This is a genomic window from Variovorax sp. OV084, from assembly GCF_900111625.1.
Classification (GTDB): Bacteria; Pseudomonadota; Gammaproteobacteria; order Burkholderiales; family Burkholderiaceae_C; genus Variovorax.
Window position 1 is genome coordinate 142188 of record NZ_FOII01000012.1, and the last position, 22345, is coordinate 164532.

21 protein-coding genes are annotated in these 22345 nt (G+C 63.6%); 13 read left to right on the forward strand and 8 right to left on the reverse strand.

Going from position 1 to position 22345, the window contains the following annotated elements:
* The first annotated feature begins 2 nt into the window (after positions 1 to 2).
* Positions 3 to 1961: an aconitase family protein gene (locus BMW87_RS24925; RefSeq protein ID WP_093079335.1), complete on the forward strand. Its 1959-nt coding sequence runs from the start codon at positions 3 to 5 to the stop codon at positions 1959 to 1961.
* Positions 1962 to 2442: 481 nt separating this feature from the next.
* Here BMW87_RS24925 and BMW87_RS24930 read toward each other — a convergent pair whose 3' ends face one another.
* Together BMW87_RS24930 and BMW87_RS24935 are read right to left on the reverse strand one after the other, a co-directional pair.
* A complete protein-coding gene (locus BMW87_RS24930) occupies positions 2443 to 2895 on the reverse strand; it encodes a PIN domain-containing protein (RefSeq protein ID WP_256216900.1) in 453 nt (150 codons plus the stop codon).
* Positions 2896 to 3360: a helix-turn-helix domain-containing protein gene (locus BMW87_RS24935; protein WP_093079338.1), complete on the reverse strand. Its 465-nt coding sequence runs from the start codon at positions 3358 to 3360 to the stop codon at positions 2896 to 2898. It abuts the gene before it with no gap.
* Between the two features lie 93 nt (positions 3361 to 3453).
* Here BMW87_RS24935 and BMW87_RS24940 point away from each other — a divergent pair, with 93 nt between their 5' ends.
* Positions 3454 to 4080 carry a LysR substrate-binding domain-containing protein gene (locus BMW87_RS24940; protein ID WP_093079340.1) on the forward strand — a complete coding sequence of 209 codons (627 nt, stop codon included), beginning with the start codon at positions 3454 to 3456 and terminating at the stop codon, positions 4078 to 4080.
* 414 nt (positions 4081 to 4494) lie between these two features.
* On the opposite strand, the gene BMW87_RS24945 is transcribed toward BMW87_RS24940, so the two are convergent.
* Entirely contained in the window at positions 4495 to 5598 is a 1104-nt protein-coding gene (locus tag BMW87_RS24945) for an NAD(P)-dependent alcohol dehydrogenase (protein WP_093079343.1), read from the reverse strand.
* Positions 5599 to 5827: 229 nt separating this feature from the next.
* Here BMW87_RS24945 and BMW87_RS24950 point away from each other — a divergent pair, with 229 nt between their 5' ends.
* Positions 5828 to 7090: a cytochrome P450 gene (locus tag BMW87_RS24950; RefSeq protein ID WP_093079345.1), complete on the forward strand. Its 1263-nt coding sequence runs from the start codon at positions 5828 to 5830 to the stop codon at positions 7088 to 7090.
* Positions 7091 to 7131: 41 nt separating this feature from the next.
* Here the strand turns inward: BMW87_RS24950 and BMW87_RS24955 are convergent, their stop codons facing one another.
* Genes BMW87_RS24955 through BMW87_RS24965 form a run of 3 tightly spaced genes read right to left on the reverse strand, consistent with a single transcriptional unit; the run spans position 7132 to position 9331 of the window.
* Positions 7132 to 8265, reverse strand: a complete 1134-nt coding sequence (locus BMW87_RS24955) for an AraC family transcriptional regulator (RefSeq protein ID WP_218149774.1) — start codon at positions 8263 to 8265, stop codon at positions 7132 to 7134.
* 24 nt (positions 8266 to 8289) lie between these two features.
* Positions 8290 to 8541, reverse strand: coding sequence for an SDR family oxidoreductase (locus BMW87_RS24960; protein ID WP_093079350.1), 252 nt, complete (start codon positions 8539 to 8541; stop codon positions 8290 to 8292).
* Entirely contained in the window at positions 8510 to 9331 is an 822-nt protein-coding gene (locus tag BMW87_RS24965) for an IclR family transcriptional regulator domain-containing protein (RefSeq protein WP_093079352.1), read from the reverse strand. The genes BMW87_RS24960 and BMW87_RS24965 overlap by 32 nt, the downstream gene beginning before the upstream one ends.
* A gap of 83 nt (positions 9332 to 9414) precedes the next feature.
* Here BMW87_RS24965 and BMW87_RS24970 point away from each other — a divergent pair, with 83 nt between their 5' ends.
* Genes BMW87_RS24970 through BMW87_RS24990 form a run of 5 tightly spaced genes read left to right on the forward strand, consistent with a single transcriptional unit; the run spans position 9415 to position 14137 of the window.
* Positions 9415 to 10395, forward strand: a complete 981-nt coding sequence (locus tag BMW87_RS24970) for a Bug family tripartite tricarboxylate transporter substrate binding protein (protein ID WP_093079354.1) — start codon at positions 9415 to 9417, stop codon at positions 10393 to 10395.
* 21 nt (positions 10396 to 10416) lie between these two features.
* The gene (locus BMW87_RS24975; RefSeq protein WP_093079356.1) at positions 10417 to 11661 is read left to right on the forward strand and encodes an aromatic ring-hydroxylating dioxygenase subunit alpha; all 1245 of its coding nucleotides are present in this window, start codon (positions 10417 to 10419) and stop codon (positions 11659 to 11661) included.
* Between the two features lie 36 nt (positions 11662 to 11697).
* Positions 11698 to 12162, forward strand: a complete 465-nt coding sequence (locus tag BMW87_RS24980; protein WP_093079358.1) for an aromatic-ring-hydroxylating dioxygenase subunit beta — start codon at positions 11698 to 11700, stop codon at positions 12160 to 12162.
* A gap of 2 nt (positions 12163 to 12164) precedes the next feature.
* Complete coding sequence (locus tag BMW87_RS24985; protein ID WP_093079361.1) at positions 12165 to 13115, forward strand: PdxA family dehydrogenase; 951 nt, start codon at positions 12165 to 12167, stop codon at positions 13113 to 13115.
* Positions 13112 to 14137: a 2Fe-2S iron-sulfur cluster-binding protein gene (locus BMW87_RS24990; protein WP_093079363.1), complete on the forward strand. Its 1026-nt coding sequence runs from the start codon at positions 13112 to 13114 to the stop codon at positions 14135 to 14137. Before BMW87_RS24985 ends, BMW87_RS24990 begins: the two co-directional genes overlap by 4 nt.
* A gap of 509 nt (positions 14138 to 14646) precedes the next feature.
* On the opposite strand, the gene BMW87_RS24995 is transcribed toward BMW87_RS24990, so the two are convergent.
* Positions 14647 to 15561 (reverse strand): LysR family transcriptional regulator, encoded by a 915-nt coding sequence (locus BMW87_RS24995; RefSeq protein WP_093079366.1) that lies wholly within the window; start codon positions 15559 to 15561, stop codon positions 14647 to 14649.
* 103 nt (positions 15562 to 15664) lie between these two features.
* Here BMW87_RS24995 and BMW87_RS25000 point away from each other — a divergent pair, with 103 nt between their 5' ends.
* From BMW87_RS25000 to BMW87_RS25020, 5 genes are read left to right on the forward strand one after another with little or no spacing between them, the layout of a single operon-like run.
* Positions 15665 to 16414, forward strand: coding sequence for an electron transfer flavoprotein subunit beta/FixA family protein (locus BMW87_RS25000; RefSeq protein ID WP_093079368.1), 750 nt, complete (start codon positions 15665 to 15667; stop codon positions 16412 to 16414).
* Between the two features lie 2 nt (positions 16415 to 16416).
* A complete protein-coding gene (locus BMW87_RS25005) occupies positions 16417 to 17349 on the forward strand; it encodes an electron transfer flavoprotein subunit alpha/FixB family protein (protein WP_093079371.1) in 933 nt (310 codons plus the stop codon).
* Positions 17350 to 17400: 51 nt separating this feature from the next.
* The gene (locus BMW87_RS25010; protein WP_093079374.1) at positions 17401 to 18549 is read left to right on the forward strand and encodes an acyl-CoA dehydrogenase family protein; all 1149 of its coding nucleotides are present in this window, start codon (positions 17401 to 17403) and stop codon (positions 18547 to 18549) included.
* Positions 18550 to 18580: 31 nt separating this feature from the next.
* Positions 18581 to 19552 (forward strand): Bug family tripartite tricarboxylate transporter substrate binding protein, encoded by a 972-nt coding sequence (locus BMW87_RS25015; RefSeq protein WP_093079376.1) that lies wholly within the window; start codon positions 18581 to 18583, stop codon positions 19550 to 19552.
* 25 nt (positions 19553 to 19577) lie between these two features.
* Positions 19578 to 20810: a CaiB/BaiF CoA transferase family protein gene (locus tag BMW87_RS25020; protein ID WP_093079379.1), complete on the forward strand. Its 1233-nt coding sequence runs from the start codon at positions 19578 to 19580 to the stop codon at positions 20808 to 20810.
* A 228-nt stretch (positions 20811 to 21038) separates the two neighbouring features.
* Here BMW87_RS25020 and BMW87_RS25025 read toward each other — a convergent pair whose 3' ends face one another.
* The gene (locus BMW87_RS25025; protein ID WP_093079382.1) at positions 21039 to 21860 is read right to left on the reverse strand and encodes an IclR family transcriptional regulator domain-containing protein; all 822 of its coding nucleotides are present in this window, start codon (positions 21858 to 21860) and stop codon (positions 21039 to 21041) included.
* Positions 21861 to 22345: the final 485 nt, after the last annotated feature.

The following is a 22345-nucleotide window of genomic DNA, read 5'->3' on the forward strand; positions in this document are numbered from 1 at the left end:
CCATGAACAGCATCCAGTTCGCCGGGCGAGTCCTCTTCCTGTCCGAGGATCCCGAGCAGATCGACCGCCAGCTGCGCGGCGAGGACCTGACGCTGGCGCAAGCAGGCAAGCTGCGCGACGACGTCTCGACCGATGAGATCACGCCGGGTTGGGCATGCTTTCACGTCGACGAGACACTTGGCCGTTATCCGTATGTAGGCCTGACCTGCGGAGGCCGCCGCCCCGTTGGCACAGACGCCATCCGGCTCGGCGGATTCGCCGTCACGGTGGCCGGCACCCGGTATGGCAAGGGATCGTCTCGCGAAGCCAGCCCGTATGCCGAACGGGTAGCAGGCATCCGGCTCGTCATCGCGAAGAAGTTCGAGCGCATCTATCGGCAGAACTGCCACAACCTGGGCATCTTCACCTCGAACGACTTCGGCCTGATCGACCGCATACGGGCGGGCGAATCGATTCCGCTGGCAGAGCTCGTGGAGGGATGCGATCCGGTGACCACCGAGATCCTGGCAAGAGGCGGGCTCTTCAACTACACCAAGGCCCGCTTGTCGGGCGAGATCGGCATGGCGCCAGTTCCCGCCTCGACCGGCCCGATGAGCTATGTCCACAAGATCATGGCCCGCACGGCAAGGCGTCCTGTTTCCGGCCCCTTTGCACAAGACGATATCCGCTTCGTTCGCGCCGACTGGCGCTATTCGCACGACTATGTGACCGGCATGTGCGCCGCTTTCATGGAAGACGCGATGGGAGAAGGCGTCCAGCTCCACGATGCCGCGAGCATCAAGTGCTTTGCAGATCACCTGGTCTATATGCCGCAAGCGATGTCGGCGGAAAAGCGCGCAATGGGCCTGCTGGATTCCGCCATGGCCATGGGTGCGATGCAGGAGCGCTTCTGCGAACGCTACGGCGTGCAGTTGCACCACCACGTGCCCGGCAAGACAGGCGCGGAGGGCATTTGCCACTCGATCATGGTCGAGCGCTACGTGCTGCCGGGCCAAGTGGCCGTGGGCACCGATTCGCATACACCGCACTGCGGTGCGGTGGGCGCCCTCGCTTTTGGCATCGGAGCCACTGAGATGGCGAATGCATGGATCAACGGCGACGTGCGGGTCGCGCCGCCCAAGGTGTGCCGGGTGCATCTCAATGGCAGGCTGCCATCAAACGTCGACGCCAAGGATGTCGTGTTGCACCTTCTGCGTCTCGAGGCGGTTCGCAGCGGTGAACTCGTAGGCCAGGTGTTCGAGTACGCAGGCGAGGCGTTGGCCCAGATGACGACCGACGCGCGCGCGACGCTCACGAACATGGTGGCCGAGATCGGCGGATTCACCGGCATCGTCGCGCCAGATGCGGAGACGGCGCGCTTTCTGCGCGAGCGTCGAGGCATCGACTTCCAGGTGGCAGACTGGATGCATAGCGACGAAGGATTTGAATACGACCACGAGATCGAAGTCGATTGCTCGGCCCTGGAGCCGATGGTCGCGCGGCCGGGGGATCCTGGCAGGGGACTGGCCGTATCCGATCTGTCCGAGAAGGTGGTAATCGACATTGCCTATGGCGGATCGTGCACCGGTGGCAAGCTTGAAGACATCGAGGCCTACCATGAAGTCATGAAATGGGGCGCGGACCACGGCTTGCAACTGGCGCCAGCGGTGGAGTTTTTCCTTCAATTCGGCAGCCAGGACGTGCGGGAACGAAGCGATCGCGCAGGAATGACAGAGGTCTTTCTGCGAATGGGCGTCCAGCTCGTTGAACCAGGCTGCGGTGCTTGTATCAACGCCGGACCCGGCGCATCGAAGAGGACTGAACAAGTCACCATCAGTGCCATCAACCGCAATTTCCCAGGTCGCTCAGGTCCAGGGTCGCTGTGGTTGGGCAGTCCTTCTACCGTGGCAGCAAGCGCTCTGGCTGGCTACATCGTTTCGTTTTCCAGCCTTAAAGAGGAGGTGAGCATTGGCTGGAGCTGACGACCACGTCGTTTGCAGCGTCCGCTATTGAGAGAGCTGAAGGTCTCCTCAGGGCCGACTGTAGCCAGTCGGGGGACCGTCGTGAATGGACCCGAAGCGATCTTTTCATTGCTGCAGAACGGGTTGTCGACTCGCATCGGACGACACCGAGCGATCGAGATCAAAACCGCACTAGGAATGCCTTCGGCGGCGCAGCATCAATAGACGACAACTAGGTCACCTGAGACCCCAAGAGCCAGTTGCCACGACAGAAGATCCGAGCTATCGCACACCATTGGCTTGGCGTGTGTCCGGCAATCTCCTTTGCAGCTAAACGCATTGCATACGCTGCGGTCTTCATCGCCGGCCAAGAATAGTCGTGCCCGGAGGAACGCAGACATGCGAGCCCGTCGCTGCTGCGGAGGGAATCCGCGCTTCTCGAGCAGGGCGACCAACGCGATCGCGTCGTACCGCGGCCGGGCCCAGCGCTCGCGCATTCGCTTCAGGCCGCGAGAGCGGTGAGCTTCTCCAGCATCAACTGGTTGAGAACGAATTCGTCAGGGGTCTGTACCTCGATGCCGAACGGGTCCAGCACCTCCCTGGGAAAGTCCTTTTCGTTCCACGTCACGATCGCATCCGCGTGCCCAGTGATCGCAGCAGCCAGTACGTGGCGGTCATCGGGGTCCGGCAGCTTCAGGCCCTCGATCAGGTGTTCGTAGCCGGAGACGAGGCAGTCCGGAATGGCGTCCTCCATGGCCCGCGCAGCAGCGGCAATCTGGACGCCCATGCCGGGCCGGTCCCGCAGCAAGCTGCGCGTCCACCTATCACGAATGTGGACGGACCACTTCGCGCTATAGAGGTCCGCGTCGGCTAGGCTGAGCAGCACGTCGCGCAGCAGCGCCGGATACAGGACGTTGGCATCGAGCACTGCCGTGTACTGGGCGCTTCCGGCCACTCACAGCTCCTCGCCCATCTCCTGGGAGAGGTCGTTCAAGCGTTTGAGGGCGCCGGCCGACCGCTGCTTCTGCTCGTCCTTGTAGCGCATGAGTTCTTCGAACTCGATGCGGCGGTGCCGGTTGATGAGCCGGCACTTCAGCCGGCCAGCCTCGATCTCCTTGATCACGAAGGGACGCGACACATTCAGAAGTGCCGCCGCTTGCTGCGTCGTGAGCTCCAGCTTCTGCGGAACAAGCATCATCGGCTCGCGCTTGGCCATCTGGCGCAGCACATCGGCAAAGAAGCGCAACGCATGCGGAGGCAGGAGCAGCACTGGGGCCTGACCCTTGGTATCCCCCTCCACTTCGATGGTCACCTTGACGGCTTTTGCCTTGGAGTGATCCAGGGCCGCAACCAAGCACGCCGTCGCCGCGCCGGCCATCTCGGCTTCTATTTCGCTGGCGGGGCCGAGTATCTGGGTCATGCTGAGTCCTTTCATAGCTGGCGCAACGCCGGCACGTTAAGAGAGCATGCGCACAAACCGCAATATTCGCAGGGACGAGGCATCGGAGGGAAGATGGCTCTTTGCAACTGGCGTCATCATTCAGCAGTCTCAGGTTGGTTGACCGTTGCCTTGCCGCCCTTCGCCACCGCGCATCCGGACATTGCACTCGACATCCAAGAAGTCACGGCCGACGACATCTTGCGCCTGATCGAACACGACTTTGCAGACCTTCTTTTGTGCCAGGAGCCTGCGTCGCTGCCAACCAGCCATGGTTTCACGCCCGTGCTTGAAGATCGGTTTGTCGTCGTCGCGCGTCCGGACCACCCACTGGCTGCGCTTGACGGCGTGTCCGACCGGTTGCTGGCCGCACAGAGGTGGATCACACCGCCCCTGACCGGCATCGCACCACGCGAGTTTGCGGAACTGTTTGCTCGGTTGGGCGGTACACCGACAACCTGTCAGATGTCCACCCGCTCGGTCATGCTGGCCAACGCTTTGCTGAGCCAAAGCGACATGCTCGCGCTCGCGCCCTACGACCTGATCCGGCGGTTGGGTGAAGAAGGGCGTATCGCCGTGCTGCGCACCCCTGCTATCGTGCTGGCGCCGCTCGGCTATGTGGTGCGCCGCGGGCTCGAAACGCAAACGTCATCAGCACTTGCACGAACAATCCGAGGGCTCCAAGAATGGGCTCCGTCTTGACACTCCGGTCTGTTCGTCGGGGCAACGCAAAGCGCGCGCAGACACTTTGTGGCTGCACTCTGTGTCCTTGCCATGGGCCGCTTCGCCCAGGCGGGTGGGCAACCGGCGTTTTCACATCGGCCACATATTCTCCTTGTGCCTTAAGCCGCCGACGATGACCTAGCGTGCCTGTATAGGAAGACAATCCGCAAGGACTGAAGGCTGTCAATCGGCGAGTTCCAGTGGCAGCCCAAGCGCAATAAATATGTTGTTCCCAGAGGCCGCGCGTTGCGCAACGATCGACGGCAGTCACGACGCTTCACGCTCATCACCAAGGCCGACACCGTCGTCTGTCGGGCGAGCCAAGCAGACTGTCGGCTGTGAAATGTAGGATCGGTATTGCGATGCGCGTGTGAATGTGCCCTTTCGGTTTTCTCACGGAAGCAAAACTGCTTTGATGCAGGCACCGCGATGCTGATCCTCGATAGCCTCGTTGATGGCGGCGAGCGGATAGGTCGTCACCAAGCGATCGAAGGGCAAGCGCCCCTCCGTATATAGGCGCATCAGCTGTGGAATGAACTCATCGGGTTCGCTGTCTCCCTCGACGATGCCGCGATAGGTGAAGCCGCCGCGCATCACTTCCACCAACAAGCCGGGCAAGACCGTTTCGCGCGAGGATGGCAGGCCCACAAAGCCAAACGTGCCGCGAGCGGCCAACATCTTTGGCACTGCCTCCAGCGCCAGTGCGTGACCGCTGGTATCTATAACGTAGTCCATCCCAAAGGGCTTTATTGCGCGCATAGCTGCCGCGAGCGAGCCCGCAGCGGCTGGGTCGATCACATGTGTAGCGCCCAGCGACAGGGCCAAGTCCCGCCGCCCGGCGTGCGGCTCCACCACCACAATCGTCTCGCATCCCTGCACCAAGCCGCCCATCACAGCGCTCAGACCCACTGAGCCACCGCCTAGCACGGCCAGGGACGAGCCAACCTCGCAATGCATCGAGCGCATGACCGCGCCTGCACCGGTCTGGACGCCGCAGCCCAGCGGCCCGGCAATCTCCAGAGGGACGCCATCCAACAGCTTGACGACATTGGATTCGTGAGCCAGCGCATGGCTCGCGAACGAGGACTGTCCAAAAAAGCCCCCGCTTACAGCTGAGCCGGAACGGCGTAGCGTTGCAGAGCCATCTGTTCGGGAGCCGCCGAAGTTCAACTCGCGCATGGACTGGCAGTACGCGGAGGCACTGCGAGCGCACGCCGGGCACCGCCCGCAAGCCATGAAGGTCATGACGACGCGGTCGCCAGGTTTGACCTTCCGTACCGCCGAGCCGACGCGCTCAACGATGCCCGAACCTTCATGGCCCAACACGGCCGGCAATGGCAAGGGTAAGCCACCGGCCTGCGCCACCAAGTCGGTGTGGCACATGCCTACGCCCGCGATTCGCACCAGAACTTCATCTTCACGAGGTTCGTCGAGCTCCAGCTCTACGATTTGGAAAGGCGCGCGCGGCTCAAGCGCAAGGGCGGCGGTGATACGCATGGTTGTCTCCTGGACAGGGTTCTTGTGGCCGAGAGTCTCTTCGCAGCTACCAAGCACCTTCAATGGCCGCGGCGCCCTACCGGCATGGCCGCAGCGGCCATGGGTTGGCAGTGCCTAGGCTGGCCGCCGCAGCCAAGCGGGGTGGGCGGGCCGGCCATCGCGTCTTCTGCTCGCGCGTACCTATGCTGCCGCGGCACCGACGCCACAGCCATCAAGAAGGAGACATACCATGCCGCACAGCCTAGACGCACAAATTGTCAGCCACCACCTATTTGCCGACGCGAGGCAGGCGCGCGCGCTATTCGCGCAGCTTCGCCGGGATGATCCCGTGCACCACACTCGGGCTCCCGGCTACCCTGACGCTTGGGCGATCACCAAGCACGCGGACATCATAGAGATCGAACGACAATCTGAGCGTTTCGTGAATGCACCGCTAACCTTCATTCGCCCAAAGGCCGAGCAAGAGATCCGGATGAAGGAGACCGAGGGCACAGGTCAATACTTCCGCCTTCTCGTGGCGATGGACGGGAACGACCATCGCGCCCACCGCGCGATCGCCCAGGCATGGTTCATGCCGCCGAACCTCAAGCGTGTCGAGCAACTGATCCATGAGAAGACAACCGAGCTGCTCGATCAGATGGAAGCGGCCGGTGGCAGCTGCGATTTCGCGATGGATGTGGCGCAATGGTTTCCCCTGCGGGTGATGATGACGCTGCTTGGAATTCCAGATGAGGACCACGCGTGGCTGCTGCGCATGACGCAGCAGCTGCTGGCACCGACCGATCCCGACTTGAAGCGCGACGAAGCGGATAGGGCCGGGGCCGCGTCGGTCAGCAAGCAACTGGCGGGCGAGTACCTGGGCTACTTCGGCAAGGTGGCGCAGGACCGCCGCGTCAATCCTCGCGACGACCTCGCCACGCTTCTCGTGCAGGCACAGCCCGACGGAAAGCCCATCGGACCACTCGAACTGATGTCCTATTTCCTGATTCTCGCGACAGCGGGTCACGACACCACGGCCGCTTCCCTCGGTGGCGGCTTGCTCGCGCTGATGGAACATCCCGACCAATTCGAGCGGCTGCGCCGCGAGCCTGCATTGCTGCCTTCGGCGGTGGAAGAGATCTTCCGCTGGGTCACGCCCGTCAAGCATTTCTGCCGCACTGCTGCCGAAGACTACGTGTTGCGGGGCAAGCAGATCCGCAAGGGAGACATTGTCCTGTTGTTCTATCCCTCCGCCAACTTCGACGAGGAGGTTTTCGCAGACCCAAATCAGTTTCGAATCGACCGTAAGCCGAACAAGCACATTGCATTCGGCTTCGGCCCGCACGTGTGCCTAGGTCAGCACCTGGCGCGGCAAGAGCTCAAGATCTTCTTCACCGAACTGATGCGACGCTTCCCGCGCATCGAAATGGCCGGCGAACCAGAGTTGGTGATCAGCAACGAGGTTGGAGGTATCAAGCACCTGCCGGTGCGGTATGGGCCCCTACGCGCCTGAGAAAAGTAGGGGCGGTTACGTGTGATCCAGTTGCAGGAAGCCTAGGGCGCCAAAGTACGCGCACGACGATCCGTCACGGATGGCGAGCCGCCGCGCAGGCGCCGCCATTCACCGGGCGCGACGCTCGTCCAGCGCTTGAATGCGCGATGAAACGTGCTGGCATCGGAAAACCCGAGCCGGGCGCCGATCTCCGCCAGCGACAGCTCGGTGGCCGACACCCACTGAAGCGCGAGTTGCTGCAGCACGTTCTCGCGCAGACGAAGGAAGTTAACCCCTTCAGCGTGGAGGCGACGGCGCAACGCGCGAGGGCTCGCGCCGAGCCTGCTTGCCACGCATTCCAGCGAGGGCAGGCTCGTCAAGCGCTCGCCGCGCAATTGCTGCTTGATCTGGGCTCGCACTTGCTGGGCGGCCGCTACCGGGACGCCCTGGCTGCGCAGCAGGTTGGCGGGGGCTGCATGCAGGAAAGCTGGCAGGTCGTCCGCGCCTCGCGCAATCGGCCGGTACAGCCAGCCTGCATCGAAAGCCACCCCCGTGGCCGCAGCATCGTAGTGAGCCATGATCTCGAAGAACGGTTGCGGCTCGTGATAACGAGCATCCATGGCAGGTTGGGTCATTGACGCGGCGGCTATGCGTATGGGCCGCCCTGCCAGCCAGCGCGTCGTGCAAAGCGCCCAATAAACACAAACCATGTTGAAATGGAGTGCCCCTTCCTTGCTGCGCGGAATTTCGAGCCACGCCAATTGACCCCGGATACGCAGCCGCAGAGGGAATCCCGGCGCGGCCAAGCGATAAAGCCGCAGCCCGAGTGCCAAGGCCTCACCCACCGTTGCGCAGCGCAGCATCTGGGCCGTCACCAGCGCGACGGTTCCGAGCGGCACGCGCTCACGCCATAGGCCAGCCAACTCATCGCGGGCGCGACGGCTCGCCCAGCGAAGGACATGTGCAGTGCGTTTCAACGTAACGCGCCACTGGTCTTCGACGCCTGCCACGGCCGGCACGTCCAGACGTCGAAGCAATTCGGTACGTGAGACGCCGCAAGACTGCGCCCCTTCGAGCAAGCCCATCACGCCCCAAAGCGGCAGGCTGCAACTCAAGGGGTCGTCCTCGGGGCCGAACGTGTCGCGAAAAGACGGCATGTCGTGACAGCCCGAAAACTTGATGGTGTTGCGATTCACGAAAGTCATGCTCGGTGAAGCAGCTTACAGGCTGTCTGGTGGTGCGACACGCTTTTCAACCACCGTCCCCAGTTTGGCGGTTGGTGCGCCGAAGACCAACCAACCGCTGTCGACCGGGAGCGTCACGCCCGTAACGTGGCTAGCCTTGTTGGACGCGAGGAAGGCAATCACCTCTTCGACTTCCTCTGGCAGGCCGGGCTGGACCATTTTGGGTCCGTGATCGGCGGAATTCAACATATTTCCCTCAGATTCCCCGTGTCGCATCCCATCCCACATGCAGTCGTTTAAACAGGCTACCCGCGGCCTTGCGCAGTGCGGGCAGGAAGGTTTCGCGCACCTCCGCCAGCGTCATACGCTCGGCGCGCACGGCGATGCTCATCGCCGCCATGACCTGGCCTGAGCGGTCGAACACGGGCACGGCCATCGAGCGCACGTCCAGTTCGAGTTCGCCGTCGTTGGTGGCGTAGCCCTCCTTGCGGCAATGCGCGACGAGCGCCAGCACCTCATCCGCATCGGTGACGGTGCGCGGGCTCAGCCGTGGGCGCGGCATGGCGTGCACGCGCCGCGCCGCTTCGTCGGGCGGCAAGCCCGCGAGCAACACGCGCCCCAATGCCGCGCAATACGCAGGCAGCCGCGAGCCGATGCCAAGCCCCGTGCTCAGGCTGCGACGGGCGGTCGAGCGCGCAATGATGATCGCGTCGTCGCCCTGCAGCATCGCGAGCGACGCCGACTCGCGCGTGCGCTCTGATAGCGCATCGAGCAGCGGCTGCGCGAGCGACGGCGCGGGCCGCGAGGCGAGGTATGCGTGCGCCACCAGCAGCGTCTTGGGCAACATCCAGAACCGCTTGCCGTCGCTGTCCAGATAGCCCAGCGTCTGCAACGTGAGCAGCGCACGGCGCGCAGACGCGGGCGAGCTCTGCGTGAGCCGCGCTACTTCCGACACCGTGAGCCGGCTGTGCTGGCGGCCGAAGCAGGTCAGCACGTCGAGGCCCTTTTGCAGCGAGGCCACGAAGTTCTTGTCGGGTGTCGCCTCCTCGCTGGGAGAACTCGCCTGGTTTTTGCGCATCGCGCAAATCTAGCTTGTTGCGCGCGCAGAGGCAAAGAGACACTGGAATCTCCTCGACGCATGAAGAACTCGGAGACCAGCCAATGTTCCAGAGACTCACCCGGCGCACGCTTGCGCTGCTGGCCTGCGCTTGCCTGACAGGCTTGCTCCAGGCGCAGGTCCACGCACAGAACGACAACAAGGTCGCACGCCTGATCGTGCCCTTCCCCGCCGGCGGCACCGCCGACATCCTGCCCCGCGAGGTGGCCGACAAGCTGCGCGATTTGTACCCCGCGGGCGTGGTGGTCGAGAACCGCACCGGCGCGGGCGGCAACATCGGCGCCGACGTGGTCTACCGCGCCGAGCCCGACGGCAAGACGCTGCTGGCCTCGCCGCCCGCGCCCATCGCCATCAACCAGCACCTGTACAAGAAGCTCGCGTTCGACCCGACGCGCTGGGTGCCCGTGACCGTGCTGGCCACCGTGCCCAACGTGCTGGTGGTCAACCCCAAGCTGCCGGTGCACAACGTGGCCGAGTTCATCGCCTACCTGAAGGCCAACCCCGGCAAGGTGAGCTTCGCCTCGCAGGGCAACGGCACCACTTCGCACCTGACGGCCAGCCTGTTCATGCAGCTCACGGGCACCGAGATGACGCACGTGCCGTACAAGGGCACCGCGCCCGCGCTGGTCGACCTCATCGGCGGGCAGGTGGACGTGTTCTTCGACAACGTCTCCTCCTCGCTGCAGTTCGAGCGCACCGGCAAGGTCCGCATCCTCGCGGTGGCCGATGAGCAGCGCTCCAAGGCGCTGCCCAACGTGCCCACCTTCGCCGAGCAGAAGCTGCCGGCCATGAACGCGGTCACGTGGTTCGCGGTCGTTGCGCCGCCGGGCACGCCCGCGGCCACGGTCGATGCCACGCAGAAGGCGATGGCCGCGGCGCTCGCGCTGCCCGACGTGAAGCAGAAATTCGCCGAGCAAGGCGCCGAGCCGCGCGGCTGGGACAGCGCGCGCACCGGCCAGTTCATCCAGGCCGAATCGGCCAAGTGGCACAAGGTCATCCAGGCCGCCAAGGTCACCATGGAATAAGCGACCCAGCGAAGAACCCTCATGCACAACGACATCCAACCCCAACCGGTCCACTGGTCCGGCCCCGGCCTCACGCGCATTCCGTTCGCGGTGTACAGCGACGCGCAACTGGCCGCCGACGAGCAGGTGCGCATCTTCCGCGGCCCGGTGTGGAACTACCTCTGCCTGGAGGCCGAGCTGCCCGACGCCGGCAGCTACCGCACCACCTTCGCGGGCGAGACGCCGGTGGTGGTGGTGCGCGACGACGACGGCGAGATCTACGCCTTCGAGAACCGCTGCGCGCACCGCGGCGCGCTGATCGCGCTCGAGAAATCGGGCCGCAGCGACAACTTCCAGTGCGTGTATCACGCGTGGAGCTACAACCGCCAGGGCGACCTCACGGGCGTGGCCTTCGAGAAGGGCGTCAAGGGTCAGGGCGGCATGCCCGCGAGCTTCTGCAAGGAAGCGCACGGCCCGCGCAAGCTGCGCATCGCGAGCTTCTCGGGCCTGGTGTTCGGCAGCTTCAGCGACGACGTTCCCTCGGTCGAGGAGTACCTGGGCGAGGAGATCTGCCAGCGCATCGAGCGCGTGCTGCACAAGCCGGTGGAGGTCATCGGCCGCTTCACGCAGGCGCTGCCCAACAACTGGAAGCTCTATGTGGAGAACGTCAAGGACAGCTATCACGCGAGCCTCCTGCACATGTTCTTCACCACCTTCGAGCTCAACCGCCTGTCGCAGAAAGGCGGCGTGATCGTGGACGAGACCGGCGGCCACCATGTGAGCTTCTCGATGATCGACGCTGCCGCCGAGAAGGACGCCTCGTACAAGGAACAGGCCCTTCGCTCCGACAACGACCGCTACCGCCTGAAGGACCCGAGCGTGCTGGCCGGCTTCAAGGAGTACGGCGACGGCGTGACGCTGCAGATCCTCTCGGTGTTCCCCGGCTTCGTGCTGCAGCAGATCCAGAACTGCCTGGCCGTGCGCCAGGTGCTGCCCAAGGGCACCGCGCGCACGGAGCTCAACTGGACCTACATCGGCTACGCTGACGACACCCCCGCGCAGCGCAAGGTGCGCCTGAAGCAGTCGAACCTCGTGGGCCCCGCCGGTTTCATCTCGATGGAAGACGGCGCGGTCGGCGGCTTCGTGCAGCGCGGCATCGCGGGCGCCGCGGACCACGAGGCCGTTGTCGAGATGGGCGGCGATGCGGCCGTCTCCGGCGAGGGTCGTGCCACGGAGGCCTCGGTGCGCGGCTTCTGGAAGGCCTACCGCCAGCACATGGGTGCCTGAGCCCCTGAGCCGCATCCGAAGAACGAGGACTCCCACATGATCGACCTGCTGGCGCTGTGCGCCTTCAACGCGGCCTACGCCGATGCCATCGACAGCGATGCGCTGGAGCAATGGCCTGGCTTCTTCACCGAAGACTGCCACTACCGCATCACCCACATCGAGAACGAGCGTGAGGGCCTCGCGGCCGGCATCGTCTACGCCGACTCGCGCGCGATGCTCGAAGACCGCATCGCCGCGCTGCGCGAAGCCAACATCTACGAGCGCCAGCGCTACCGGCACCTGCTGGGCATGCCGCTGGTGCAGCGCGCGGACGCCGAACTCGCGGAGGCGCGCACGCCCTTCCTCGTGGCGCGCATCATGGCCACGGGGCAGACCGAGGTGTTCGCCACCGGCGTCTACCAGGACCGCTTCGCGCGGCAGGACGGGCAACTGCGCCTGCAATCGCGCGTGGCCGTGTGCGACAGCACCGTGACCGACACGCTGCTCGCGCTGCCGCTGTGACCATGCAGGCCCCTTCACTGCAACTCGCGCTGGCGGCCGGCGACCCCAACGGCATCGGCCCGGAGATCGCGCTGAAGGCGCTCACCGCGCTGCCCGAGGCCGACCGCGCGCACATCACGCTCTATGGCCCGGCCAGCGTGCTCGAGCGCACGGCGGCAGCGCTCGGCATGGCCGCGCTGCTGCGCGACGTGCGGCTCATGAACGCGGGCGAACTGCCCGCGAGCGCCGCGGTGCCCGGCCGCATCGATGCGGCGGCAGGCGCCTCGGCCGTCGCCTCCGCCACCGCCGCGCTGCAAGCGTGCCGGCGCGGCGAGGTCGATGCGGTGGTGGCCTGCCCGCACCACGAAACCGCCATCCACCAGGCCGGCATCGCGTTCAGCGGCTACCCCTCGCTGGTCGCGCGCGTGTGCGGCGTGCCCGAAGACCGCGTGTTCCTCCTGCTGGTGGGCGGCGGGCTGCGCATCGTGCATGTCACGCTGCATGAAAGCGTGCGCACCGCGCTCGACCGGTTGACACCCGAACTGGTCGCGCATGCTGTTCGCGCGGGGGCGCAGGCCTGCGCGCTGCTGGGCGTGGCCGGTCCGTCGATCGGCGTGTTCGGCATCAACCCGCATGCGTCCGAAGGCGGACTGTTCGGGCCGGAGGACGCGGCCATCGTGGTGCCCGCTGTCGACACGCTGCGTGCCGAAGGCTTCCGCGTGGACGGGCCGGCCGGCGCCGACATGCTGCTGGCGCAACGCAGTCATGACCTCTACGTCGCGATGCTGCACGACCAGGGCCACATCCCCGTCAAGCTGCTCGCGCCGCAGGCTGCCAGTGCGCTCAGCATCGGCGCCAACGCGCTGCTCTCGAGCGTCGGGCACGGCAGCGCCATGGACATCGCGGGGCGCGGCATCGCCGATCCGGAGGCCCTGCTGCGCACGATCGCGCTGCTGTCTGGAGGCCGGCCATGAACCATCGCATCGCCATCGCGGGCAGCGACGTCGCCTTCGAATGCGCCGGCCATGAGAGCGTGCTCGACGCCGCCGCGCGCGCCGGCATCGAGCTGCCCTACTCGTGCCGCAAGGGCGTCTGCGGCAACTGCGCCGGCGCGGTGGTGCGCGGCGAGGTGGCGGCCGTCGGCACGGGCGCCCTCACCAACGAGACCTGCTTGCCGGACCAGGTGCTGTTCTGCATGTGCGCGCCGCGCGGCGACATCGAGATCGCGCCGACCGCGATGCGCCGCATCGACCCTACCGCACGCAAGCGCTTCACGGCGAAGGTGTTTCGCAACGAACTGGCCGCGCCCGACGTGTCGGTCCTGCAGCTTCGCCTGCCCACGGGGCAACGCGCCAGGTTCAGGGCCGGGCAGTACCTGCAACTTTCGCTGCCCGACGGCAGCACGCGCAGCTACTCCATGGCCAATGCGCCGCACGAGAGTGATGCCGTCACGCTGCATGTGCGCCACGTGCCCGGCGGCGCCTTCAGTGGGCGCGTGCCGCGGCTGACGGCCGGCGAGCTCGTCGACATCGAGCTGCCCTTCGGCGCGTTCTCGCTGCAGGAAGAACAGGCGCGGCCCGTGGTGTTCGTGGCAGGCGGCACAGGCTTCGCGCCGGTGAAGTCCATCGTGGACGACATGCTCAAGCGGCGCATCGACCGGCCCATCACGCTGATCTGGGCGTCGCGGCAGGCCGAAGGCATCTACCTGCGAACGGCGGTCGCGCGCTGGCAGAAGCAGTGGCCGCAAATGCGCTTCGTCTGCGCATTGAGCGACGAAGGTGCGGCGGGCGAGGGCGACTTCGCGGGCCGTGCCGATGAGGCGCTGCTGGCGGCATGCCCGGACCTGAAGGGACACGAACTGTATTGCTGCGGCTCGCCGGCGATGGTGAACGCGGTGCGCGATGCGGCCCTGCGGCATCGCGGACTCGACGCGAGGGACTTTCACTCCGACGTATTCGTCGAAGGACCCACCATGACTTCAGTGAAGGCTTCCTGAGCTCCTTCATCATCGGCTTGCGACTGACGTTGTTGGCGTGCTCGAAGGAATCGCACGTGAAAGATGCCGCCGCGAGTAGTGAAGCCCGACAACGGCGGCGAATTGATTGGAAGCCGATGGACAAGTTGGCGCCGTACGAGAACGCGGTACAGCACCCACCCGCGGCGATCGGACAAGCCGACTGAGAACTTCAATGGTTGATCGCGACAGAAGTGGCTGAGCGAATATTGGTTCTTAAGCTTGGCCGCTTCTTGAAAGCGGCCAGAATATCGGATCGGTCTTCGCAAATACTGCGGCGCGGAATTACTGCCCTGCCGGAGGAACGGCGGGTTGTGATGGCGAGTCGCCTAGTGCCTCCCTTCAGGTCGATCTTGCCGAAATCAGAACGCAAAGGACGTTCACGATATCCATCGATGCTCGGATTGCATTCACTGCCTCCCTCGAATCGGTAGGCAAGACCTGCCCCCGCTTGCGCGCCTTCAAACCAGCGCACGTCATTGACATGATCGTCAGCGCTTGGTCTCGCTGGCACCTCGCGCGCCGCGCATCGACCTGAGCACTGCGCTGAACTTGCCGCTGGCGCTGGTTTGGGCGCCAGGCCGAGTCGCTATTGCAATGGCCACGTCCAGCGGGACTTCTGACACCACCTTTCGAAACACGACCTGCCGCGACGAGTGAGCGCCGCTCATTGAGGGTACAAGAGCCACTCCCATACCGCTTTCCACGAGACTCACCACGGTCTGCACCTGAACCGCCTCCTGAACCACCCGTGGCGCGAAGCCGGCCGTCTGGCACGCAAGCATCACCTGCGCCTGGAGGTTGGGCGCCCCCGAAGCCGAATACAGAACGAATGGCTCGCCGGCCAAATCCGCGAGTTTGAGGGTCCGCCGCCGGCTCAGACGATGTCCAGCGGGCAGCGCGGCCACCAGCACATCTCGCTCCACCGGCTCCACTTCCAGCACTGTCGACTCGATGAGTGGATAGCGCACGAGACCCAGGTCGAGCGCTCCGTTCTCAATGTCTTTGAGTATCTGCACTGTGGTGCTTTCGTGGAGCTCCAGCACCACGTTGGGATAGCGCTCTCGAAAGGCCGGCAGAGCTTTGGGCAACAACTGATAAGTCGCCGAACCGACGAAGCCGACGCGCAGCGTGCCTCCAACGCCGGTCTTCTGCGCCTCAACCGCCGCTCGCAGATGCTCAACATGGAAAGCAATCTGCTGTGCGTCGGCCAGGACCGCTAGGCCCGCATCGGTCAGAGACACGCCTCGGCGGCTCCGATCGAACAGTCGCGCACCCAAGTCCTCCTCCAAACGGCGGATTCCCGTCGACAGCGGTGGCTGAGCGATGTGCAGGCGTTCGGCCGCTTTGCGAAAGCTGCGCATCTCGACCACGGTCAGAAATTGGTTGAGCTGTCGAAAGTTCATTTACCAAAAGGATATCACCCACTCTTTAATCGGTATTGGACTTGATATCTAAGGGGGCCTAAATTTCGAGCCAAGGTTAGGCAACCAGTACGAGAGACAAAACATGAAGATTCTGATAGCCGTGAAACGGGTCGTTGACTACAACGTGAAGGTGCGCGTCAAGAGCGACGGCACCGGGGTGGATATTGCCAACGTCAAGATGAGCATGAACCCCTTCGACGAGATCGCTGTCGAAGAAGCTGTGCGTCTGAAGGAGAAGGGCGTTGTGACTGAAGTCATTGCCGTCTCCTGCGGCGATGCGAAGTGCCAGGAAACGCTGCGCACCGCGATGGCCATCGGTGCGGATCGCGGCATCCTGGTCGAGACCACTGAAGAGTTGCAGCCCCTGGCTGTCGCCAAGCTCCTGAAGGCGCTGGTCGACAAGGAACAGCCCCAGCTCATCATCCTGGGCAAGCAAGCCATCGATGACGACGCCAATCAAACGGGCCAGATGCTGGCTGCTCTCGCTGACCTGCCCCAGGCCACCTTCGCCTCCAAGGTCGAAGTCGCTGGCGACAAGGCCACGGTCACCCGCGAAGTGGACGGCGGACTGGAAACCATCTCCCTCACGCTGCCAGCCGTCATCACGACCGACCTGCGCCTGAACGAGCCGCGCTACGTGACGCTGCCCAACATCATGAAGGCCAAGAAGAAGCAGCTCGATGTCTTCAAGCCCGAAGACCTGGGTGTCGATGTGAAGCCGCGCCTGAAGACCCTGAAGGTCAGCGAGCCGCCCAAGCGCGGCGCCGGCATCAAGGTGCCTGACGTTGCAACGCTGGTGGACAAACTGAAGAACGAAGCGAAGGTGATCTGAACATGACCGCACTTGTTATTGCCGAACACGACCACGCCAGCATCAAGCCGGCTACCTTGAATACCGTGACTGCTGCACTGGCTTGCGGCGGCGAAGTGCATGTGCTCGTGGCCGGCGCCAACGCCGCCGAAGCTGCGAAGGCTGCAGCGCAGATCGCAGGCGTGACCAAGGTCATCGCAGCCGACAGCCCGAGCCTTGCTGAAAACCTTGCCGAGAACGTAGCAGCCCAAGTCCTGGCCATTGCCAGCAACTACAGCCACATCCTGTTCCCCTCGACCGCCAACGGCAAGAACGTCGCCCCGCGCGTGGCCGCCAAGCTGGATGTGGCCCAGATCAGCGATATCACTTTGGTTGTCGGCCCCGACACCTTCGAGCGCCCGATCTACGCCGGCAACGCGATTGCCACCGTGCAGAGCAGCGATGCCACCAAGGTAATCACTGTCCGCACGACTGGCTTCGATGCCGCAGCCGCCACCGGTGGCAGCGCCACCGTCGAAACCGCCGAAGGCGTGGCAGACAGCGGCAAATCGAGCTTCGTCGGCCGCGAGGTCACCAAGAGCGAACGCCCCGAACTGACGGCAGCCAAGATCATCGTCTCCGGTGGCCGGGCTCTGGGCAGCGCCGAGAAGTTCACCGAAGTGATGGCGCCGCTGGCCGACAAGCTCAACGCGGGCCTGGGCGCCAGCCGGGCCGCCGTTGATGCGGGCTACGCCCCGAACGACTGGCAAGTGGGCCAGACCGGCAAGATCGTCGCACCGCAGCTGTACATCGCAGCCGGCATCTCGGGTGCGATCCAGCATCTGGCCGGCATGAAGGACTCCAAGGTGATCGTGGCGATCAACAAGGACGAAGAGGCACCGATCTTCTCGGTGGCCGACTACGGCCTCGTGGCCGACCTGTTCACAGCCGTGCCTGAGCTCTCGCGGACTCTTTAAAGCTCTGCAATCTCAGATTCATTTCTCCCCTATATCCACTGGATCAAAAAAATGACCGACCGCGAAGACACCCTTGAACTTCTCGTTGACGCTGTGCGTCGATTCGCACGCGAAGTACTGATCCCTGCTGAAACCGAAGTTGCCGAAACCAACGAGATCCCTCACCACGTGGTCGAAGGCCTGCAGCAGCTGGGATTGTTCGGGATGACTATTCCCGAGGAATATGGTGGTCTTGGACTGAGCATGTACGAAGAAGCCCGGCTCGTGTTCGAGGTTGCCTACGCGCAGCCCGCATTTCGGTCCTACTTCGGCACGACAAATGGCGTCGGCACATTGGGCATCGTCAACGAAGGCACCGAAGAGCAAAAACGTAAGTATCTGCCCAAGCTGGCGACCGGCGAGATGATGGCGTCGTTCTGCCTGACCGAACCCGATTCGGGTTCGGATTCCGCGTCATTGACCACGCGCGCTGTTCGCGACGGCGATCACTATGTACTGAATGGAACCAAGCGGTTCATCACAAACGCCATTCATGCCGGCGTGTTCACAGTCTTTGCACGCACGGCGCCCAAGGAGGCGGGATCCGCAGGCATCTCGGCATTCCTTGTCGACCGCGACACACCGGGCATCACTGTGGCTAAGCCGTACAGCAAGATGGGGTTTGCGGGCTCGCATGAATCTGACGTGATCTTCGAAGATGTCCGCGTGCCGGCGAGCGCGCTGCTGGGTGCAGAAGGCACCGGCTTCAAGAATGCGATGCGTTCTCTGGATCACGCTCGGCTGCACATGGCCGCCGTTGCAGTCGGGCTTTGCCAACGCCTGCTCGATGAAGGCGTGCGCTATGCGACCGAACGTAAGCAGTTCGGGCAACCCATCGCGAACTTTCAACTCATCCAGGCGATGCTCGCCGACAGTCAGGCCGAGACCTATGCCGCCCGTGCCATGGTGGAGAAGGCCTCCAACGACAAGGACGCAGGCCGAAAAACAACGAAGGAAGCAGCATGCTGCAAATACTTTGCAACTGAAGCCGCTGGGCGAATCGCCGATCGCGTGCTGCAAATACACGGCGGGAACGGCTATATCAAGGAATATGCGATCGAACGGCTCTATCGTGACGTGAGGCTCTTGCGGATCTACGAAGGCAGCAGCCAGATCATGCAATTAATCACCGCCAGGGAACTGATTCGCGAACACGCTTAAGTTCATCGAAAAAAACCAAGGAGACACCACGATGAGGCTCAAGCACCTGCTGCTCGTAGTGCTGATGATGAGCGTACCGATTGCCTCGCTTTCACAGGACTTCCCGAGCAAGCCGATACGAATGATTGTGCCGTTTGCGGCAGGGGGGCCAGCGGATGTTCTCGCGCGATCACTGGCCAAAGGCCTGAGCGACTCGATCGGCCAACCGGTCATCGTGGACAACCGCACGGGAGCGGGTGGAAGCATCGGTATCGACATGGTGGTGAAGTCGCCCGCAGACGGCTACACCATCGGCTTGGCGCACACGGGGTCCACGGCCATCAACCCTCACATCTACACGAAGCATCCTTACGATCCTCGCAAGGACCTCACGCCGATCACGCCAGTGGTTTCATACACGAATGTGCTGGTTATCAACCCCAAGGTGCCGGCGCGCAACCTGCAAGAGTTCATCGCGTGGACCAAGGCAAACCGCGGCGCCACCATTGCCTCCGGGGGAAACGGCGCCACCAACCATTTGTCGGCCGAACTGCTCAAGTTCCTCACGAGTGCAGACCTCACTCACGTCCCGTACAAGGGAAACGCGCCTGCCCTGGTAGACGTGATGAGTGGCAATGTCTCCGCGATGTTCGACATTCCTTCGACTTCGCTGCCGCAAATCAAGGCCGGCAGGCTGACCGCGCTTGCCGTCACCAGTGAGAAGCGCAGTTCGTATCTACCCGGCGTTCCGACGATGGCTGAAGCTGGCGTCCCCGGTTTCAAGGAAGTGGGCAGCGATCTGTGGTTCGGTCTTGTGGCACCTGCCAAGCTGCCGCAGCCAATACTTGATCGCCTCCACGACGCCACGCTGAGCGCCATGCAGACCACCGAGCTCAAGCAAGCGATCCGCGGGATGGCCTACGAGCCATGGGCGCTCTCGCCCGCCGAATTCAAGACCTTCATTGGCACCGACTACGACAAGTGGGCCAAGGTAGTGAAGCTCGCCGGCGCCAAGGTCGAATGATGCAGAACCACGTAGGGAAAAGAATATGAGCGGACCACTCTCTGGCATTCGCGTACTGGATCTCACCACGGTGGTCATGGGGCCATACGCGAGTCAACAGCTTGCGGATTTGGGGGCGGACGTCATCAAGATCGAGTCACCGGACGGCGATGTAATGAGGCAAGCAGGTCCGATGCGCAACCCCGGGATGGGCCACCTATACCTCACGACCAATCGCAACAAGCGCTCGATCGTTTTGGACCTCAAACAGGAGGCCGGGCGCGACGTGCTACTGCACATGGCGCGCGACGCAGACGTGTTGATGTACAACATCCGCCCTCAGGCAATGGCGCGGTTGGGTCTGTCGTACGAGGCACTGCAAAAGGTGTCACCGCAGTTGATCTACGCCGGTGCATACGGCTTCAGCCAACGCGGCCCCTACGCTTCAAGACCCGCTTACGACGACCTCATCCAAGGCATGGCGGGAATTCCATGGTTGGCCGGCGAAGCGAGTGGAGAGCGCCCGCGCTATGCGCCAATGGTGTTGGTGGACCGGGTCCTGGGCCTGCAACTGTGCAACGCGATCACGAGTGCACTCCTGTACCGCGAGCGAACTGGCATCGGTCAGCGAGTGGACGTGCCGATGTTTGAAGGTATGCTGGCGCTGACGCTCGGCGAGCATCTGGCAGGACACCTGTTTCAGCCGCCAATCGCGCCCACCGGGTACCAACGAAGCCTAGCGCACGATCGACGGCCCTACGAGACGACGGATGGCTACATCTGTGTGCTGGTCTACAACGACAAGCACTGGCGCAACTTTCTCGCAGCGATTGGCCAGGGCGCACTGTTCGAGAATGACGAACGCTTTTCCAGCCAGGGGATGCGTCTAAAGCACATCGGCCACGTGTACGGCTTTCTTAGCGAGGTGTTTCGCACGCGCAGTACGAATGAATGGCTGGCGCTGATGGAAAAGGCCGACATCCCAGCCGCGCATATGTACAGCATCGACGACATCCTGGCTGACCCCCATCTGGGTGCCATAGGCTACTTCCGTGAGGTCGAGCATCCGACCGAAGGCCGAATTCTCGACACGGCTGTTGCTTCGGAATGGTCACAATCCGTGCCCGAGTTTCGCCACCCGGCACCCCGCGCGGGCGAGAACACCCTAGAGATTCTGCGCAGCTTCGGCTACACCACGGAACGCATCCAGGAGCTTTTGGCAGAGGGCTCGGCTCAGGTCGCGACAGACGCAAAAAGCGTACAAGCCCTTCACGAGTGAAAAGACCCCCAACGTTCTCACCAGACCCTGGCATATCGCCGGGTCGTGCCGGTCTCGCATGGGCGCCGAGCGAGCGCGTCGTGATTGATCATGTCGACGCGCGTCTCGGGCCACGAGCATTCTCAGCGAGCGCTGACATTAACCCGATGTGCGCACGGTCGAAGCTTGCAGCCCATATCCTTGCGAACCGACGCGGAGAGCGGCCCGCTCGGCGGACACTGCACGCAGTCATGCAAATTCGGATGCTGCGGCCCGCAGCAGAGGCAGGAAGCGCGACTTAATCTCGCGCAAGCTCACTCGATCCGATGGCACCGCCACACTCATGCTTGCGACCACCTTGCCGCCGCTGCGGATCGCCACTGCGACCGATCGCACCTTCTCGTCGAATTCCTGATCCACGATCGAGTACCCGACTTCGCGCACTTGCTGAATACGTGCAAGCAATTGCTTGCGCGTGGTGAGGGTGCTGGGCGTTAAGCGAACCAGGCGTACGTCGGTCAGGTAAGCATCGAGTTCGGCCGCGGGCAGCGTCCCGAGAAGCACTTGCCCATTGGCCGTACAGTACGCCGGCAGGCGACTGCCCACGGCGATGTTGACCGAAACCATAGGCACCCTCGACGAATGCCCGACGAACAGGATGTCCTCGCCATCGAGCACCGCCAGCGTACAAGTCTCTTGCACCTCGCGTGCAAGACGATCAAGGATCGGCTGTGCAGTCGCGGTCAGGGGGACAGCGAGCAGGTAGGTATGGCCGAGCGTGACGATGCGCGGCTTCAGATAGAAGGAACTGCCGTCCACACCCACGTAACCCAGGCACTGCAGCGTGTACAGGCAGCGCCGCGCTGCCGAACGCGGCAGACCACTACGCTCGCTCGCCTGCGCGACCGTCAGGCGCGAGTGGCTTTCGTCGAACGCACGGATCACGGCGAGACCGCGGGCGAACGAGGTCATAAAGTTCGGATCGCCCTCGTAGGCGTCGAGTTCGTCGATCAGCAGCGGTGCAGGTTCGACGGGCCTGGAGGGCGCTGCTTTCTTTTTGGAAGTGACCATGCAAGCAGAATTAAGTCCTCGGATGATGACGCCGCGCGCAACCGCACAGCGGATGAATCGGGCATGTTAGCCGATGATCGGACACGCGCCTCCCCTGCCCCAAACTGCAGGCGCGCCGCGCAATTGGCCCGAACCAATGGTCTTCCTCCGGCACCTCACCCTGACCGCCAATTGGCTGCAAATGTAGAAGTCGAAAAGAGGATGCTGGCTAATTGAGCCCGTAAAGGCGGGCAGAAAACCCTCCGCGCTCATGGGCACGCACCGCCGATGAGCAGCGCCCAAGCCAAGGTGACGCTGAGCTGAGCGGCCGCCGGCCGATGTGCCGCTGAGTGAATGGCTGCGCGCCATGCGTATCAAGCCTGCCAGTTCGTTTGTGGAGTCCTGGCTGCCGATTGCTTTGGGCCGTCAATTCACACAGAGGACGCCGACGATCGATTGCGCGTGCCATGCACGATGCGCGGGAAGTTTGAAGCGCACAGCATGAG

Coding starts and splice junctions, on each gene's coding strand:
- BMW87_RS24975 (WP_093079356.1), top strand. CDS start 10,417: ATGCACAACGACATCCAACCCCAACCGGTCCACTGGTCCGGCCCCGGC.
- BMW87_RS25020 (WP_093079379.1), top strand. CDS start 19,578: ATGAGCGGACCACTCTCTGGCATTCGCGTACTGGATCTCACCACGGTG.
- BMW87_RS25010 (WP_093079374.1), top strand. CDS start 17,401: ATGACCGACCGCGAAGACACCCTTGAACTTCTCGTTGACGCTGTGCGT.
- BMW87_RS24935 (WP_093079338.1), bottom strand. CDS start 3,360: ATGACCCAGATACTCGGCCCCGCCAGCGAAATAGAAGCCGAGATGGCC.
- BMW87_RS24940 (WP_093079340.1), top strand. CDS start 3,454: ATGGCTCTTTGCAACTGGCGTCATCATTCAGCAGTCTCAGGTTGGTTG.
- BMW87_RS24960 (WP_093079350.1), bottom strand. CDS start 8,541: ATGTGGGATGGGATGCGACACGGGGAATCTGAGGGAAATATGTTGAAT.
- BMW87_RS24995 (WP_093079366.1), bottom strand. CDS start 15,561: ATGAACTTTCGACAGCTCAACCAATTTCTGACCGTGGTCGAGATGCGC.
- BMW87_RS25005 (WP_093079371.1), top strand. CDS start 16,417: ATGACCGCACTTGTTATTGCCGAACACGACCACGCCAGCATCAAGCCG.
- BMW87_RS25000 (WP_093079368.1), top strand. CDS start 15,665: ATGAAGATTCTGATAGCCGTGAAACGGGTCGTTGACTACAACGTGAAG.
- BMW87_RS24990 (WP_093079363.1), top strand. CDS start 13,112: ATGAACCATCGCATCGCCATCGCGGGCAGCGACGTCGCCTTCGAATGC.
- BMW87_RS24970 (WP_093079354.1), top strand. CDS start 9,415: ATGTTCCAGAGACTCACCCGGCGCACGCTTGCGCTGCTGGCCTGCGCT.
- BMW87_RS24965 (WP_093079352.1), bottom strand. CDS start 9,331: ATGCGCAAAAACCAGGCGAGTTCTCCCAGCGAGGAGGCGACACCCGAC.
- BMW87_RS24985 (WP_093079361.1), top strand. CDS start 12,165: ATGCAGGCCCCTTCACTGCAACTCGCGCTGGCGGCCGGCGACCCCAAC.
- BMW87_RS24950 (WP_093079345.1), top strand. CDS start 5,828: ATGCCGCACAGCCTAGACGCACAAATTGTCAGCCACCACCTATTTGCC.
- BMW87_RS24945 (WP_093079343.1), bottom strand. CDS start 5,598: ATGCGTATCACCGCCGCCCTTGCGCTTGAGCCGCGCGCGCCTTTCCAA.
- BMW87_RS25025 (WP_093079382.1), bottom strand. CDS start 21,860: ATGGTCACTTCCAAAAAGAAAGCAGCGCCCTCCAGGCCCGTCGAACCT.
- BMW87_RS24980 (WP_093079358.1), top strand. CDS start 11,698: ATGATCGACCTGCTGGCGCTGTGCGCCTTCAACGCGGCCTACGCCGAT.
- BMW87_RS25015 (WP_093079376.1), top strand. CDS start 18,581: ATGAGGCTCAAGCACCTGCTGCTCGTAGTGCTGATGATGAGCGTACCG.
- BMW87_RS24925 (WP_093079335.1), top strand. CDS start 3: ATGAACAGCATCCAGTTCGCCGGGCGAGTCCTCTTCCTGTCCGAGGAT.